This is a genomic window from Nocardia sp. NPDC058058 (genome assembly GCF_042885355.1).
Taxonomy (GTDB): Bacteria; Actinomycetota; Actinomycetes; order Mycobacteriales; family Mycobacteriaceae; genus Nocardia.
The window spans coordinates 100,272-116,171 of sequence record NZ_JBHVSA010000003.1 but is presented as its reverse complement, the minus strand read 5'-3'; the positions used below and the strand labels follow the sequence as shown (position 1 = coordinate 116,171).

Annotated in this window: 14 protein-coding genes; 7 read left to right on the top strand and 7 right to left on the bottom strand. The window is 65.5% G+C overall.

Annotated features, from left to right (window positions below):
• Positions 1-23: 23 nt before the first annotated feature.
• On the top strand, positions 24-188 hold the full coding sequence (locus tag ACFVUS_RS24080) for a hypothetical protein (RefSeq protein ID WP_364650784.1): 165 nt from the start codon (positions 24-26) through the stop codon (positions 186-188).
• Here the strand turns inward: ACFVUS_RS24080 and ACFVUS_RS24075 are convergent.
• Positions 180-2,012 (bottom strand): hypothetical protein, encoded by a 1,833-nt coding sequence (locus ACFVUS_RS24075; RefSeq protein WP_387770508.1) that lies wholly within the window; start codon positions 2,010-2,012, stop codon positions 180-182. The genes ACFVUS_RS24080 and ACFVUS_RS24075 overlap by 9 nt on opposite strands.
• 492 nt (positions 2,013-2,504) lie before the next feature.
• Between ACFVUS_RS24075 and ACFVUS_RS24070 the strand changes: the two genes are divergently transcribed.
• Together ACFVUS_RS24070 and ACFVUS_RS24065 are read left to right on the top strand one after the other, a co-directional pair.
• Entirely contained in the window at positions 2,505-4,376 is a 1,872-nt protein-coding gene (locus tag ACFVUS_RS24070) for a ThiF family adenylyltransferase (protein WP_387770505.1), read from the top strand.
• 5 nt (positions 4,377-4,381) lie between these two features.
• Entirely contained in the window at positions 4,382-5,410 is a 1,029-nt protein-coding gene (locus tag ACFVUS_RS24065) for a 3-oxoacyl-ACP synthase III family protein (protein WP_387774660.1), read from the top strand.
• On the opposite strand, the gene ACFVUS_RS24060 is transcribed toward ACFVUS_RS24065, so the two are convergent.
• Together ACFVUS_RS24060 and ACFVUS_RS24055 are read right to left on the bottom strand one after the other, a co-directional pair.
• Positions 5,411-5,851 carry a nitroreductase/quinone reductase family protein gene (locus ACFVUS_RS24060; RefSeq protein WP_387770502.1) on the bottom strand — a complete coding sequence of 147 codons (441 nt, stop codon included), beginning with the start codon at positions 5,849-5,851 and terminating at the stop codon, positions 5,411-5,413.
• Positions 5,852-5,900: 49 nt separating this feature from the next.
• Positions 5,901-9,182 carry a BTAD domain-containing putative transcriptional regulator gene (locus ACFVUS_RS24055; protein ID WP_387770499.1) on the bottom strand — a complete coding sequence of 1,094 codons (3,282 nt, stop codon included), beginning with the start codon at positions 9,180-9,182 and terminating at the stop codon, positions 5,901-5,903.
• A 55-nt stretch (positions 9,183-9,237) separates the two neighbouring features.
• On the opposite strand from ACFVUS_RS24055, the gene ACFVUS_RS24050 reads away from it, so the two are divergent.
• The 4 genes from ACFVUS_RS24050 (at position 9,238) to ACFVUS_RS24035 (ending at position 12,125) form a co-directional block, all read left to right on the top strand.
• Complete coding sequence (locus tag ACFVUS_RS24050) at positions 9,238-9,912, top strand: hemerythrin domain-containing protein (protein WP_387770496.1); 675 nt, start codon at positions 9,238-9,240, stop codon at positions 9,910-9,912.
• A 16-nt stretch (positions 9,913-9,928) separates the two neighbouring features.
• The gene (locus ACFVUS_RS24045) at positions 9,929-10,825 is read left to right on the top strand and encodes a hypothetical protein (protein WP_387770493.1); all 897 of its coding nucleotides are present in this window, start codon (positions 9,929-9,931) and stop codon (positions 10,823-10,825) included.
• A 533-nt stretch (positions 10,826-11,358) separates the two neighbouring features.
• Complete coding sequence (locus tag ACFVUS_RS24040) at positions 11,359-11,835, top strand: macro domain-containing protein (protein ID WP_387770490.1); 477 nt, start codon at positions 11,359-11,361, stop codon at positions 11,833-11,835.
• 98 nt (positions 11,836-11,933) lie between these two features.
• Positions 11,934-12,125 (top strand): DUF1059 domain-containing protein, encoded by a 192-nt coding sequence (locus ACFVUS_RS24035; RefSeq protein ID WP_387770487.1) that lies wholly within the window; start codon positions 11,934-11,936, stop codon positions 12,123-12,125.
• A gap of 78 nt (positions 12,126-12,203) precedes the next feature.
• Here ACFVUS_RS24035 and ACFVUS_RS24030 read toward each other — a convergent pair whose 3' ends face one another.
• The 4 genes from ACFVUS_RS24030 to ACFVUS_RS24015 form a co-directional block, all read right to left on the bottom strand.
• Complete coding sequence (locus tag ACFVUS_RS24030; protein ID WP_387770484.1) at positions 12,204-12,431, bottom strand: hypothetical protein; 228 nt, start codon at positions 12,429-12,431, stop codon at positions 12,204-12,206.
• Positions 12,432-12,612: 181 nt separating this feature from the next.
• Positions 12,613-13,698: a GGDEF domain-containing protein gene (locus ACFVUS_RS24025; RefSeq protein WP_387770481.1), complete on the bottom strand. Its 1,086-nt coding sequence runs from the start codon at positions 13,696-13,698 to the stop codon at positions 12,613-12,615.
• 127 nt (positions 13,699-13,825) lie between these two features.
• Positions 13,826-14,476, bottom strand: coding sequence for a TetR/AcrR family transcriptional regulator (locus ACFVUS_RS24020; RefSeq protein WP_387770478.1), 651 nt, complete (start codon positions 14,474-14,476; stop codon positions 13,826-13,828).
• A gap of 94 nt (positions 14,477-14,570) precedes the next feature.
• Positions 14,571-15,794, bottom strand: a complete 1,224-nt coding sequence (locus tag ACFVUS_RS24015) for an oxygenase MpaB family protein (RefSeq protein WP_387770475.1) — start codon at positions 15,792-15,794, stop codon at positions 14,571-14,573.
• Positions 15,795-15,900: the final 106 nt, after the last annotated feature.

Here is a 15,900-nt window from a genome sequence, read left to right as displayed (position 1 = left end):
AGGGTGGGTTCGTGGAGTCAGGGATGGAGCTCGAGAATCTGCGGTCCGCGCTCTCGTGCGTGTACGAGAAGCTTGGAGCCGAGAGTCTTACCGAACCCGATCGCGTCGAGTTGGTGGCGCGCGCCGAAGTGGTTCAGGACCGGATCGACGCGCTCCAGGACGTAGTCGATGACCCGGCGTCAGCGTGAGCTGGTGCGGTAGGGCTCGGTGGGTGCGCTGAGATTCGGTGTGCCGAGCAGGGATTGGGATGAGAGGGCGTAGATGCCGTCGTTGGTCATGAGCCAGGCGATATTGCGGTCGTATTCGATGTAGACGCCGTGGGTGGGGTTGCTGCGGGCCCAGTCCTCGGTTTCGGGGCCGAAGGTGGGTGGGGCGAAATAGCCTGCGATCTTGGGGTTTCGCGGGTCGGAGACGTCGAAGAATTGTGCGCCGGCGTTGTAGAAGTCGTAGGTGAGCAGGCCGTTTTTCGGGTTTCCGGGTGAGGTGTAGTAGCCGCTGCGTTTGGGGCCGAAGCTGCCGCCGCGCTGGCAGTAGTCGGTCACCGGTGCGCCCGTCGGCGGCTTGGGGCGCGGCAGGCGTCCGACGATGCGCGGGTTGGACGGGTTCGAGGCGTCGATTTGGAAGATGTCCTTGTACGGCTCGTAGCAGTCCTCCGAGAGTGGATAGCCGCTCAGGTACACCATGCCGGTCGCTTCGAATTGCGAGACGTCGACGTTGTCGGCCTCTGTGCCGGACACCGACATGGGGATGTCCAGATGGCCCAGCTCGCGCAGGTGCGCCGGATCGGAGATGTCCAGGATCGAGAGCCCGAACCCGCCCATGGCCGCGAAACCGTATTTGCCGCCTTCCTCGATCGGGGTCGGAATGTAGAGCGGGTTGCGCGAGCCCATCCACGAGGTGCGGTTGCCGCAGCGCGGATTGTCGCGGTAGGCGGCGTCTTCCCCGCGCAGCATGCCTTCGCGATGCCAGGTGTCCAGGAGCTTGGGCGTCGCTGGGTCGGCCATGTCCCACACCTGGAATCCATTGGCGTACAAGTACGTCGGATACTCCTGATGTGACCAGTCGTCGCCGGGCGCGGTGGAGAGGAACATGTAGCGCCCGCCGTTCCACTGCGGCACGTCGAGGGATCCCGAGCCCTGCTGCGGCTTGGTCATATCGGGGGCGAGTGGATTCTGTTGTGTCTCATCGGTGCTCACCGTTGCCAGCAGTTCCCAGTCCTTCTTGCGGGGACCGTTGAGTTTGTAGACTTTGAAGCCTTTGAGCTGAGTATCGGCGCGCGCGTCGGCAACGCCTTGTGCGGCAGCGTATTTGCTCTTGTCCGGGGTGTCGCCCATCCAGAACGGCACCTGACGGCGCATCTCGAAGCTCTGGACCATGATGTAGCCGTTGTACCGCGGACTCCATTGAATCGTGGAGGCTCCCCAGAAATCGTGTGCGGCCCAATCCTTTCCGGCGACGGCCTCATTGTTCCCGGCGGCGTCCGCGACATCGTCGCGGCTCAGCGATTCGACGACCTGCACATTCTTGACGTCGGTGATGTCGTACACCCGCGCCTCGCTGCGGTCGTACTGGAACATGTATCGGCGGCCGTCGAAATCCACGATGTTCTGCCACGAATGGAATGGATCGGGGGTGAACCGCTTGCCGGGGTAGTGCGCTTCGACGGTCACATTGTCGCTCTTGTAGGTATTCGGGTCGTATCCGCCGGTCGCGGGAAACAGGTCTTCGCCGCCGCCCGGGAAGGGATGCTGTTCCTCCTCGTTCACGTAGGTGCGTGCCGGATGCAGGAACGACCCGTCGTTCTGCATGCCGTAGCTGCCGGGATCGACCTTGGATGGGCGGCTGTCCGCGCATACGACGGGAACATCAGGATCGCCCGGCAAAGCATTGGCGCTCGCCCGGCGATCGTCGATGACCCGGGTCACCACTGCCCCACCGGTCCCGGCACCCACCGCGACGGTCACGATCACCAGCCCGACGAGCGATTTGCTCCGTCGTTTCACCACATTCATTCGGTCGATCCCTCTCCTCGATAGTCCTGACCAGTCTGGTCAGCCACCATCGGGCAACCCTCCTGCTGCGAGCCGCAACCGACCCGCACAAACGGACCTCAATGACCTTGTGGGCCGAGGCTCGCTGTGGTAATCGCCGAACACTCGAACCGTGGATGTCAATGCGAAAGCAACAGACCATATTCGGCCAATACATCTTCTTCCAGACAGCTACTTCATAGCAATTGCACAGTTATCGGGCTCCAGCCCGACTATTCGGGGACAAAATCGCCATTTAGCGGCTATGCCACGGGTCACCTGCGCCGCGCCGAATCTGCGCTACGGATACTTCACATCTCACCCAAGCTATTATTTGGCAACCGAATTCGCAGTGCTGATCAGCGCTGCGGCACCGTTCGGTCCCACACACAAGCATTCGCTCACGCCAGGCCACCCACTCACACGAATTCCCGGAAAGGTTCCATGCCCGTGTCGGCATCTGATGGATCCCGCATGCCTGTCGAACGACGTGAAATCCGCAACCTCGATCATGATGTGCGGTGGCATGTTTCAGCGTTTCGGTTACCGCGCAGCGGTGCCGATGTCGCGGATCAGGTGGGCCGATTACGAGAACTGCGGGCGCGCATCCTGTACGACAACGGCAGGCGGCCCGAGTTCCGCGACGACTGCGGCGCACACGTCGACGACCAGGAATTGGATTACGGCGCATGGCATTTCATTGCCCGCCAGCATGCCCAGGGTCCCGTGCTGGGCTATATCCGATTGTCGACGCCCGAGACCGGTGAGCTGTTCCAATCGCGCGCGCACCTGGGTGAACAGCAGTACATGCAGTTGCTCGCCGCCGAAGGCGCCGGGGTCGACGATACTTATGAACACAGTCGGCTGGTGGTCGAGCATCGTGCTCGCAAACTCGGGTTGGGCGTGTATTTGAACGCGGTCGCGATCGGCGCGGCCCACCATCTCGGTGCCAAGCTCATGATCGGCACCTCCGGAACCAAGGACGGCCAGGATCGCTTCCACGGCCGGTTCGGATTCGCGCCTGTGCCCGGAACCCGTTGCTATGTCGAGCGGTACACCGAGGACGTGGTGATCCTGCTGCACCGCACCGCCGATGGCGCCGGTGAGTACACCGACCTGGTGGGCGCACTGCGCGACCGATTCCCGGCGCTCGCGAACGACTCCTCCGCCGCATGGGCGGCGGCGGAATCCGAAAACCCGCCCGTACCAGCGGCTCTCACCTCGGCGGGCGCACCGGATCACGACGTCTGGCAGCCGGTGCTGCTCGAGCCGTGCCATGCCGCGGACTACGCGACCCTGACCGCACTGCTGGAATCGGATCACATCACCGCGGTGTACGACACCATCGACACCCAGCTGGCGGAGCTGATCGCTTGCCGCGAACCGCATCTGCGCAGCACCGGCCCCGAACTCGAACGAAAGATAGAGGCGCAGCTCGCCGGGGTCGAGCCGTGGGCATACGGCAGCTGGTTCTGGTATCCGTGGTCCGGCAGGTTGGTTCATGTGCTGCCGCGCGAGGAGTTCCGGTTGGTGCGCGCCGACCGCAATCGCGGGAAAATCGAACGCCCGCAACAGCGTCAGCTGCGCGAGCATCGGATCGGAATCATCGGGTTGTCCGTCGGCAACAGCGCCGCCATCACCCTGGCGCTCGAAGGCGTGGGCGGTGCGTTCCGGCTCGCGGACTTCGACGATCTGAGTCTGTCGAATATGAACCGGCTGCGCGCGGGCGTACATCACCTCGGCGTGGGCAAGGCGGTGCTGTGCGCGCGCCAGATGTACGAGATCGACCCGTATCTGGATATCGAGATCATCACCTCCGGGCTGACCGATGACACCATGACCGAGTTCTTCCACGGCGACGGCACCCCGATCGATCTGCTTGTCGAAGAATGCGACACCCCGTACGTCAAGATCGCGGCCCGGGAATACGCACGCGCACTGGGCATTCCGGTGATCATGGACTGCAACGACCGCGGCATGCTCGATATCGAACGCTTCGATCTCGAGCCCGACCGGCCGCTGTTGCACGGTCGCATCGGCGATCTGCGCGCCGCAGATCTGCCCGAGCTCACCGCTCAGGCCAAGTCGGATCTCATTCTGGCGATGGTCGACGCCGAACGGATCAGCCCCGAGCTGGCGGCCTCGTTCGGTGAGATCGGCCGGACACTGAGCAGCTGGCCGCAATTGGCGTCCGATGTGGCGCTCGGTGGAGCGCTGGTCACCGCGGCCGCACGGCGCATTCTGCTCGGTACACCGTGCGAATCGGGGCGGTTCTATGTCGATCTCGACCATTTGATCAGCCCCGAATACAACACCGCAGTCACACCCGGCGAGGTCCGCGCGTGACGGGCATGGTGGTCGAGCCGCGTCCGTCGTCCGTTCGGTGGCCGGTCGCCCGCCCGCTGCCGGTGACGGTGGCCGGCTCGAGCGTTCATCTGCCCGCCACCATCGTCACGAACGCCGATCTGAGCAGCACGCTGGATACCTCCGACGAGTGGATCCGGAGTCGGACCGGCATTCGCGAACGACGGCGGCTCGCACCGGAATTGGCGGTATCGGATATGTGCGTGGCGGCGGCTCCGGCGGCGCTCGCGGAGGCGGGCGTCCTGCCCGGCGAACTCGACGCCGTCATCGTCGCCAGCTACACCTACGATCAGCCGCTGCCCTCGACCGCGTTGATGGTCAAGGATCGCATCGGTGCGCGGCGCGCGCTGCCGATCGACATCACTCAGGCCGCGTGCGCCAATGGGCTGCAAGCGATTCTGCTCGCCGCGCACCTATTGCAGGTCTCGGCGCGCGCGGTGCTGGTCATCGCGGCCGATTGCGCGTCGCGGGTGACCGATCCGCGAAACCGCACCACCGGCGTCTTCTTCGGTGATGCGGCGGGCGCGATCGTGCTGACCCGCACCGACACCCCCGATGCGGGAATATTGGCCTGGGACTTCGGATCCGAGCTGTCGCACAGCGTGGAAATCCGGGCCGGTGGATCCCGGCTGCCGACCAGTGAGCAGACCGTCGCGGATCGTGAGCACTATCTCCGCATGGACGGTCGGGCGGTGTGGGACACCGCGACCGGCTGGCTGCCGCACAGCATTCGCGCTGCCGTCGATCGAGCCGGATTGGCGGTCACCGATATCGACCATTTCTTCCTGCATCAGGCCAATCTCAATATTCTCACCGCCGCCATGGCCGATCTCGGGGTGCCGATGCGGCGAGCGCCGGTCACCCTGGACACGCTCGGGAATACCGGGTCCGCCGGGGTGCTCACCGCACTGCACCGGGCGCGCAGTGAGAATCTCATCGAGGCCGGAGATACGTTCCTGCTCTCCGCCATCGGGGCCGGATTCCAATGGGGCACACTCTGTTTCCGTCAGGAGTAGCTACCTCGGGTCCGTGCGAGGACGCAGGGTGATCAGCGGAATCGTGCGGGTGGTCATCGCCTGGTAGTCGGCGTAGCCGGGGTGGGCGGCGATCACCTCGGGCCACAGGGTGTCTCGTTCTGCCGGTGACAGCACGTGCGCTGTCATCGGCAGATCCGGGCCCTGCCCGCGGGCGACCCGGACCGCGGGGTTGGCGCGCAGATTGTGCAGCCAGGCCGGATCGGTGGGGTCACCGCCGCGCGAGGCGACGATGACGATGGTGTCGCCGTCGATGATCGGTGCGGTCAGCACGACGGTGTGCGCGCGGCCGGATTTGCGGCCGATGGTGGTGAGCTTGATCGTCGGCATGCCTTTGAAGGTGGTGCCGAGGATGCCGCCGCTGAACTTCATCACCGCGCGGTGAATGGTGTTGACGGTCTTGAGTTGCCGGTCGGTGGGCATTGCGACGCTCCTTCTGCTGGATGATGTGTCACCCAGCGTCCGGATTCGACTAGTGATCGGCTTGTAAACCGATGCGCTGTTGCACGGCGCTGATCCACTGTCGGCAGCCGCAGCGGCGCGCGAGGCGTTCGGCGGACGCGTAGTGCTCGGCCGCCAGCTCGGGTTTGCCGAGCAGTGCGGCCAGGTCGCCGAGCACGGTGTCGACCGGACCGACGGCGTGCGCTCCGGTGTCCGAGCCTGCGATCTGGCCCGAGTAGACGAGCAGCTGCGGGTAGATCTGTTCCGCGTCGGCGCGCTGTTCGAGACCCGCGACGGCCATACCGCGCACGGTGAGGAACAGTGAGCGGAAGAAGTCGTCGCGCAGCGGTCGGCGAGCCCGCGTCGCCGCCAGCGCGCCGCGCCGGTCACCGGAGGCCAGTAGCGCCAGGGCGTACGGGTCGACGGCCAGGTCGTTGCCCGAGGTGTCCAGGTGCGCAAAGGATTCGGCGAGTAGCTCGGTGAATTCACCGATCCGCCCCTGTGTGAGCCGGATGGTCAGCACCGCGATCAGCAGGTTGCCGTCGGAGTCGAAGACCCCGTGGCGCTTGAACATTTCGTGCGCCTGTACGTAATACTGTTCCGCCGCTTCGAGATTCCCCGTCTGGTGCGCGATCATGGCCAGGCCCATGGTGTTCGCGGCGCGCGCCTGCGCCCAGTGGTAGCGGTCGGCCAGCACCGTCGCGGCCGCGAGTTCGGCTTTCGCGCGGTCCACATCGCCGCCGGCCGCGGCGACCTGAAGTGCGGCGTTCCGGCCGATCAGGGAGAACGCGGGCAGCGAGTTGTCCTCGCCGAGGCTGATCAATTCCGCGGCGAGCCGGTCGCGGTCGGCGAGCGGAATCGAGGTGTCGTACACCGAGGTTCGCGCCTGCAGGGCCAGCCCCAGCAGTCGAGGGTCATGCAGTTCGCGTGCCAGGGACTCGGCGTGCGCGGCGGCCTCGCGCGCTCGTTCGTGCAGCTCGCCGCCGATCTCGCGTACGAGCGCGACCAGGAGTCTGCACCGCGCCTGCGGGGTGAGATCGGCGGTGCGCAGCGCGGTCTCGATCGAGGTGACCATCCGGTGATCGACATATCCGTAGGCGCGATTCAGCCACGGGGTGGGTGTATCCCAGGCGGTGAGCGCCTCGATCGACAGTTCGGGCGTATCGGCCGCGGCGACCGCCCGATCCCGGGCATCGCGCGCCTGCGAGCCTGAACCCGCGGCGAGGTAGCTGCTGCTCATTCGCGAGAGCGCGGTGACTCGCTCGGCGGCAGTGTTCACACCGCTGATCCGCTCGAGCGCGGCGACGACGCGACCGTAGTTCTCGGCCGCGGCATCGTGGGCGAATCGGCGTTCGGCCTGGTCGGCTGCCGCGTGCGCGGCGTCCGCGGCGCGCCGTGCCGTCGCCGCGGTGAGCGACTCCCCGAAATGGTGGGCCAGCGCCGAGAGATCGCCGGGCCGGGTCCGCTCGATCGATTCTGCGATGCGCAGGTGCCAGCGGCTGCGCCGGATGCGTGAGAGGTCTCCGATCAGGGTGTCGCGGATGAGCGCGTGGGTGAATCGCGCGTGATCGGAGCCCGGTTCCTCGAGCAGTCCGGCCAGCACACCGGCCTCCACCGCATCGAGGACCTCGTCCTCGCCGATTTCGGCCGCGCCCACCAGCACCTCGATATCGAATTCGCGCCCGATCACCGCGGCAAGCCGCAAGACCGACACGCTCACCTCGGGTAGTCGAGCGAAGCGGCGCCGCAGCACATCTCGCACGCCCTGCGGTACTTCCGAAGTCGCCACCAGCGCGCCCTCGCTCGCGAGTAGGCGAGCGCTTTCGGTGAGGTAGAAGGGATTTCCGCCGGTGCGCTCGGTCAGTGCCTCGATTGTCGTGCGCGCGGGATCATGTCCGGCGACCGCGCGGATGAGGGTTGCCGCGTCGTCGAAATCCAAGCCGCGCAGGTGTATTCGGGTCGCTGTCGCGGTCGCGAGGGAGGCGAGCGCGTCTTCCAGGGGCGTGCCGATCTCGTCGGGGCGGTAGGCGATCACGATCAGGATTGACGCCGCCTTCGCCACGCTGCCCAGCAGGGTGAGAGTTTCCAGGTCGGCGCGGTGCAAGTCGTCGAGCATGACCGCGAGCGGTCGTGCCCGCGCTGTCTCGTCCAGGTATGCGCCGACGGCGCGATGCAGCAGGAATCGGCCGACCGAGGCGTCGGCGTCGCGTCCGATGCGCCGGTCGGTCAGCAAAGGCGCCAGCGGGGCGGCGTAATCGCCGGGATCGGCTTCGGTGGTGAGTTCGCGCAGCGCCTCCACCCATGCCCAGGCCGGTGGTGCGCCATCCTCTTCGGGGCAGCGGCCCGTGATCACGCGCCAGCCGGTGGCCAGCAGTTCGGCGCGAAATCGCTGGAGCACAAGCGATTTGCCACTGCCCGCTTCGCCGATCACCGCCGCGACACGAGGTGAGCCCGTTACCGCCGCGCGTATGAGCTCATCGAGTTCTCTTGTCCGGCCGACGAATTCGGAATGGATCTCGGTGGGTTCGATGGTCGGTGCGGGCAGCGGAACCGGTGCGGGTAGCTCGACGGGAATGCGTTGCGCCAGTACGTCGGCCTCGAGTTGGAGCAGGGCCGGGCCGGGGTCGATGCCGAGTTGATCGGCCAGGATGTCCCGGGCGGCGCGGAGCGCGGCGAGTGCGTCCGCCTGCCGACCGGCGTGGAACCGGGCCAGCGCCGAGATGCGCCATGCCTCCTCACGCAAGGGATGGGTGCTGGTCAGGGCATCGGCTTCCACGGCGGCGGCGGTCGGGTCACCGAGGTCGATCAGGGTCGCGGCCAGGCGTTCGCGAGCGGCAAGGCGTAGTTCCTCGAGTCGGTGCGCCTCGGGCCGAGCCCAGGATTCATCGCGGAACTCGGCGAATGCCTGGCCGTGCCATCGGGCCAGAGCTTGTTCGAGCGCGCGTCTGCGCTCTACGGGATCCGCTGGCGCGCTGCGTAGTTCGGCTTCGAACTGCCAGGCATCCACCGCTTCGGGTGCGAGCCGTAGCGCGTAGCCCGGAGCCTGGCTGACCAGAATGGTGGCCGGTGCGCGGGGTAGCCGATCCGGCTCGAGCACTTTGCGCAGGTGCGAGATGTAGGCCTGCAAGGTGCCGAGTGCGCGAGTGGGCGGCTCACCGCGCCACAGATCATCGATCAGCCGATCGACCGGTACGACCGCGCCGCGCGCGACGAGCAGCAGGGTGAGCACTCCGCGCTGGCGGCGGCCGCCGAGATCCACACTGCCACGCCCGGTCTGAGCGGTCAGCGAACCGAGCACCTGAATCCGCACCATGGCGGCAGATTCTATTGCAAGTGTCCTACAAGTGGATCCACGCACAGTGGGCACCATGAACGCCACAGCCCAGACCATCGAACGCCCCGATACCACCGATATGGTGCTCGTCCACCGCGCCTTCCGCCGCCATTTCGACGCCCTGCCGGACCTGGTGCGCGGCGTCGCCGACGGGGACACCGCCCGCGCCCGCCGCATCGTGGAGTTCCTGACCGAACTCGACACCGGCCTGCATCACCACCACTCCGCCGAAGACGAGCTGATGTGGCCGCTCCTGCTCGAGCGCGCGAAAACCGATGGCGCACTGATCCTTCGAATGGAAGAACAGCACGAGCGCATCGCCGAACTGATCTCCCGGGCAGACCGCCAAGCCACCGAATTCGCCACCTCAGCGAACCCTCGGACGCGCGAACCCCTCGCCCTCACCCTGTCCGCACTGGCCGCCGCCCTCGACGAACACATGACCGAGGAAGAAGCCACCATCCTGCCCCTCGTAGCCCAGGTCATGACCGCCCCCGAATGGGAGGCCCTCGGCGAACGCGGCCGCGCAGCCATCCCCAAAAACCGCCAACTGATCTTCCTGGGCTTCGTCCTGCAAGGCGTCCCACCCACCGCCCGCCGAAAGTTCCTCGCCGACATGCCATTCCCCGCCCGCCTCGCCTGGCACCTCCTCGGCCGCCGCACCTTCGCCAAGGAATACCACTCGATCTACGGCACCGCCCCCGAGTAACCCCTCGACCCATGCCGTGGACAAGAGCCTCGCCCGCCAGGCGGGCCGGGTCGGACGGTCAAAGACGCTGTTTCTTAAGGCGTTTGAAAGGACTGAGCGTGACACTCGTTCCGGCGCAACGAACTACACGCTCGAACAAAGGCGGAAGATGGAACCCGTAACGACTGCGACCGTCGCTACGTTCGCTCTCAAAGCGTTCGGATCGTTGCTCGTCAAGAAGGCGACCCAACCGGGTGTCGAGCAACTCTCGGGCTTCCTTGGTTTCAAGAGCGCAGCCGACCGGGAGCGACAAGCGCAACAGTCCTCACTTCTTGGGCAGCTCGACATCGCCTTATGCGCGGGTGACGAGCTCATCGGCAAAGCGCAAGAGCCAGGGACCGATCCAGATCGGCGACTGACCTATCTCAGCGAAGCCGAGGTGCGCTATTTGGCGGTGGCCGGAGCAGCGAAGTCCACCTCAATCCCCGATGGTGCACCGTTGGACATGATGCGTAGTCAGATCAGCCTTCGCCTTGCCGCGGTTTACGCGGAGATCGGCAACGTCGACCAGGCGTACAAGTACCTGCAGACGGCTTACGCGCAATCCGTGGACTATATGTACGCGCGGGTCGCTGACAGCAACAAAAAGGTAAATGCCACAGGCAGGAGGGCGACCGTGGCCGTAGGCGGACCACTCATCCTTCTGCCGGTCTTCGGACAACTCGTCGCAGCCACCGCTCGGGTAGCGGCGCGGTCGTGGCAACGCGATGGTGAGTTCGCAGAACTACTGCTGGCGGATGGACATCGACAGACGGTGCAATCGCTATGCGCCAGTTCAGGCGTAGACGTCGGCAACCACACCCTCGCTCGTGAGAACGGCGAGCTGGCCTTGCTGAGCACAAGCCACACAGCGTCCGTTCGCCTCGGACAGTGACCTTCTGCCCTAGTGGGGATCGTGGGTGGGGCGGGACGATCTGGCGGAACGGTTTGGGTCGAGTGTTTGGGAGTGGCGATATGAGTCGGGTCGCGCTTAATGCCTTGCAGTGGAACAGTCTCGAGGATATCGATGGGGTTCGGCCTATCGGTGATGGGGATGCTGCTTGTTTGGAGGAGATTCGGGGGGTGTTGGAGAAGTACGGGAATTTGGATCGGTTCGGGGTTGCTTTGTTGCACAGTCATTTTCAGTTGGGGGAGGATGAGATGATGCTGGAGACGACCGATGTCGAGCGGCGGGAGCATTGGGTTCGGCCGGTTAGTAGGGCCGATTTGGAAAGGCGTGGGCTGCGGGCGCAGACCACTATTGTTCGGTTCGACACCGGTGGGTTTTCGCAGTATTGCGGGTGCCTTCAGGACAAGCACGGGCATACGGGCAGACACACCTGAGAGGTGGAAGTCGCGGTCGCGCAGTGCTCTTCGGGTGAGGGAAACCCGATTGACGCGTGGGGTGGCCGGTGCCAGCATCGCCAGGTGTCGACGTTGCGAGTGATCAAAGGGGATGCGACGAACCCTCAGGCCAAGGGGCCGAAGATCATTGCGCATGTCTGCAATGATCTCGGCGGGTGGGGCAAGGGGTTTGTGCTGGCGATCTCGAAGCGGTGGCCCGAGCCGGAGCGCGCCTACCGCGGCTGGCATCGCGAACGCGCGGGGAACGACTTCGGGCTCGGGGCAACGCAACTGATTCAGGTTCGCGCGGATATCTGGGTGGCCAATATGATCGGCCAGCACGGAATGCGCACGGGCAGTGCCGGTCCGCCCATTCGCTATGACGCGGTGGCTCGATGTTTGCGGGCGGTCGGTGACGATGCGCTGCGGCTCGGGGCGAGTGTGCATATGCCGCGCATCGGCTGCGGCCTGGCGGGCGGGCGCTGGGAGCGGATCGAGCCGATCATCGCCGAACAACTGCTGGTTCGGGAGGTCGCGGTGACGGTGTACGACTTCGACTGAAGTGGCGCGATCGGGCGTCCCGATTCGATCATCGCGGGGTGCTCCCGGGTCTATCGTGGAAGAGGGGACCACTGTTGATCTGCGAGGAGGTTCTCCCGATGACGAGAAAGACAGCTGACTGTCGTCGGTTTCCCAGCGAAGCGAATTGCACGCTGACTATTTCCGGCGAGGAAGACGAGGTCCTGCGGGCAGCGGCCGAGCACGCGGTCTCGGTCCACCAGCATCAGGACGGCCCGGAATTGCGCGAACAATTACTCGGGATGCTCGAGGATGAGAAGGTAGCGCCGTAATTCCCGGACCCGGTGGGTTCCGGGTCACCGATTCGGCGATGACGATCGCGTTGCCGCCCCGCGCGGCAACGACGATCCTCAGTTGGTGGCGGCGTGGCGACCGTGGCGGGCAGCGCCGAGTCGGTTGACCGCCTCGGCCCACTGGGCCGCGGCCGGATCGGCTGAGTCGATGAGGTCGATGCGGGGCAGTTCCTGGGTGGGTGCTTCGAGTTCGCGGTGCAGGGTGGCGAGGAATTCGTCGAGGCTGCTGTAGCTGGAAAGGATCTGCGCCATCAGGTGCAGGGCGCCACCGTTTTCGGTGCTCATCGTGATCTCCCCTCGGATAGTCGGAAACCCGGGATCGCTCCGGTTCGGCCCACGTGTCTGAAGACCGAACACACCGTCCCGGGTGGGGACGGCTCACCACGCATCAGATTAGAGCCCGACCAGTATGTTCAGCCGGTAAGACGCGGCCATATTTGTGCGGATTTCGGCCAGTGCTGCCATATCAGGGATAGGTCAGCGAATTCTCGGCCGTCACGATTGCATTGCCGCCCTGCTGTTTTGCCCGATACATCGCGCTGTCGGCCGAGCCGAGGGTGCGGCGGACCAGATCGCAGTCGCGGGTCGGAGTGACACGGGCGGGGAAGGCGGCCAGGCCGATGCTGGCGGTGACGGCGATGGATCCGAGCGGTTCGGCGACCGCGCGGCGCAGGCGATCGGCCACTTCGACCGCCGGATCGATCGGTAGTCGAACGATGATCGCGAATTCCTCACCGCCGAAACGCGAGACGATGCTGTCGGCGGGAGCGGTACGGCGTAGTCGATCGGCCGTGGAGATCAGGACCTCATCACCGGTGGAGTGGCCGTGAGTGTCGTTGACGGCTTTGAACCGATCCAGGTCGATCATCAAAACGCAGGTGGGACCCGGAGCACGGCGGGAGAACCAGATGGCCGCGTGGTAATCCAGGCCGCGCCGGCTCAGCAGTCCGGTGAGCGGGTCCGAGAGCATTTCACCGCGCAGCAGTGAATAGCAGAATTGCAGGCCGGGCGGCACGATGACCGCGGCCGACATCCCCAGCAGCATGATCAACGCCGAGGTGATGTCACCGCCGCGCAGCAGCGGAATCGACAGCAGCACGACCGCCAGCAGCGACCACACCGTCTGCACCGCAAGCACTTTCGGATTGTGCAGCGCGCTCACGTAGATGCCGATGATCAACAGCATCATCATGCCGACCGCGCGCACGACATAGCCGGGACTCACCGCGCACACCGCGGTGACGCAGACATCGGCGATGGCGATCAGGATCAGCGATTCGGTCTCCCCCGGCCACGGCCGCACCCACCAGCGCGCACACCACACCACCCCGACTCCCGCGAGCAGCAACAGCAGCATTCGCGATGTCGAATCCATCGGCCGCACCGGCGACAGCACGGTCAATACCGCGATGATCGGTGCGGCCAAACCGCACAGCCCCACCGCGACCCGCAGCCCACCCAACGCCGATCGCGCGGCGATCGCATCGACCACCCATTGGTAGTCGACGTCCTCACGCCACCAGTCACGAATCAATCGCAGATCAAATAGCACGTCCAGCCCCCTCGGTGCGGAACGAAACCTCCTGCTGTATCGATCAACGTCCGCCCGCACCACCTCCGGCCGGATTACCGCAGTGTACGCAGCGGCTATGACAGCGATCGAAGAATCGTGCGCCAGGTCACAGCTCGAGCATGGGAACCAGGAACTGACGGGCGATCCGCGTGAGCTGCTCTTCATCCTCGAGATCGACGATCTGGCTCGGAATCGCCAGGAATGACGCGCAGATTCGGACCATCACCTCCGCGATCAGCCGGGTGTCCAGATCCGCGGAGATGGTGCCCGCGCGCTGTTCCTGACCGAGCTGAACGGCGACGAATTCGCGCACCATCGCCACCGCCCGGCCGCCGTCGCCGATCAGCGAACTGGTGAATTGATCGGGTTCGGCGGTGATCAGCGCGCCGATCAGCGGGTTACCGCGCAGAGTGCGCAGCGAGCTCACGAAACCGGCGACGACACGATCGGCCGGGGTGGCCGCGGCGGCGATATCGACCAGGAAGGTGTCGAAGTAACCGCGGAACTCACGCAGCAGGACCTGTTCGACCAGATCCTCCTTGGTGGCGAAACGGCGGTAGACCGTGATGCGTGAAACCCCCGCGCGCCGGGCCACATCCTCCATGGTCGATCGCTGAATTCCCCAGTGCCGGAACTGTTCCGCGGCCGCGTCCAGCACCCGCACGCGAATCTTGTCGGAGGTGTCGCTCGGCTGCACCGCCTGCAGATACGCGCGCTCGATGAGCGATTTCCCGGCCGCGGGCGGCACAGCTTCCACGGTGTCCTCCTGTAGACCGCTCGCGATGGTACGCGGCTACGTTAGCCGTTTCTTTGCATCGCCGGTGAATCGCCGGAGGCGCAGGCGCTTTGGCTCACCGGTTGGTCAGCGGGATCTCGATGCTCAGCGGCATGCGCAGCTCGGCCAGGTACCACAGGGCGAATTGGCGCAGGAATTCGTCGAACATCCAGTACGGGGCATCGACGATCGGGGCGACCGACAGCACGCCCTCGCGCACGGCGACGAACGGGCCCCACGCGACTTCCAGTAGCGGACTCCAGACCGGTTCGCGCGGGATGGCGAGCCAGTCGGCGACCTTGTCCCCCATGATGAATCGGGTGAACGCGCCCAGCACTCCTCGGCTCAGCAGGCTCAGGTCGAGGTTGGCGCCGAGGTTGAGCAGCTGATTGGCCAGATCCTTACCCTCGGCGGTCGGCGCGAGGATGGGGTCGAGTTGCTGTGCGGCTTGCACATTGGCCTGCTCCCAGGTGGCGGGCAGGTATTCGTCGCGAATGCCGAGCATATGCCCGGCCAGCTGCCAACTGTGCAGGTAGCCATCGGATTCCGCGACGGGCATGGGCATGCGCCACGCGGTGAGGGTGCGCATGATGGTGGTCGCCAGACTGTGCCAGGTGACCATCAGATCGTCCTGGCTGATGGGGGTGACCCCGTCGGGCCAGTACGGCGAGCGCGGCAGCAGATGCCGCACCGACGCGTGGATGATTCGGGTCTTCACGCAGGTCACGATCATTTCGCCGCCCGCACCGTAGGCGTTGACGGTGCCGATGTCGTAACCGAATTTCGCGGTCTTGGCAATGCGATCCTTCAGATGTGAACCGCCGCGCGAGTAGTACACCGCGAGCGCCTCGTGCGGGATGACCGTGGACATCATGCCGCTGGCGAACGCGTAAAGCACCCCGAGGTACAGCCCGCGCTTCTTGGTGAATTCGAAGGAGTTGGCCAGTTTGCCCTGATCGGCCCAGGACGGCAGCTGCCGAGCCGATTCGATGAAGTCCGCCAACCCTTTCGGCAGTCCGGCGGGAACCGGCTGATCGTTGTAGACCCAGGTCGCCAGCAGCCGGTTGACCTCGGGCACATCGGCGTGGTCGATGACATCGGCCAGTACCGAATCCGCGTCCGGATCGAACATCGTCATCGGGTCGGCGCCGTCGCCGCTGCCCACCACCGAATCGGCGGGCGACCATTTCCACGGTTCCGCGCGGGCGGTCCGCGCGGTCAGCGCCATTGCGCCGACCACACCCAAAAGCCCTCCGCCCGTGCGCAATGCGTCGCGGCGGCTGAGGTGGTGTGCGTCCATCATCGGTTCCTCATCGTCGAGAGAGATACAGAGACACAATCAGCGTTTCCCTGTATCTTCATGACAGCACATTGTTACCGCCATCACAACCGATTGCGGCGCAACA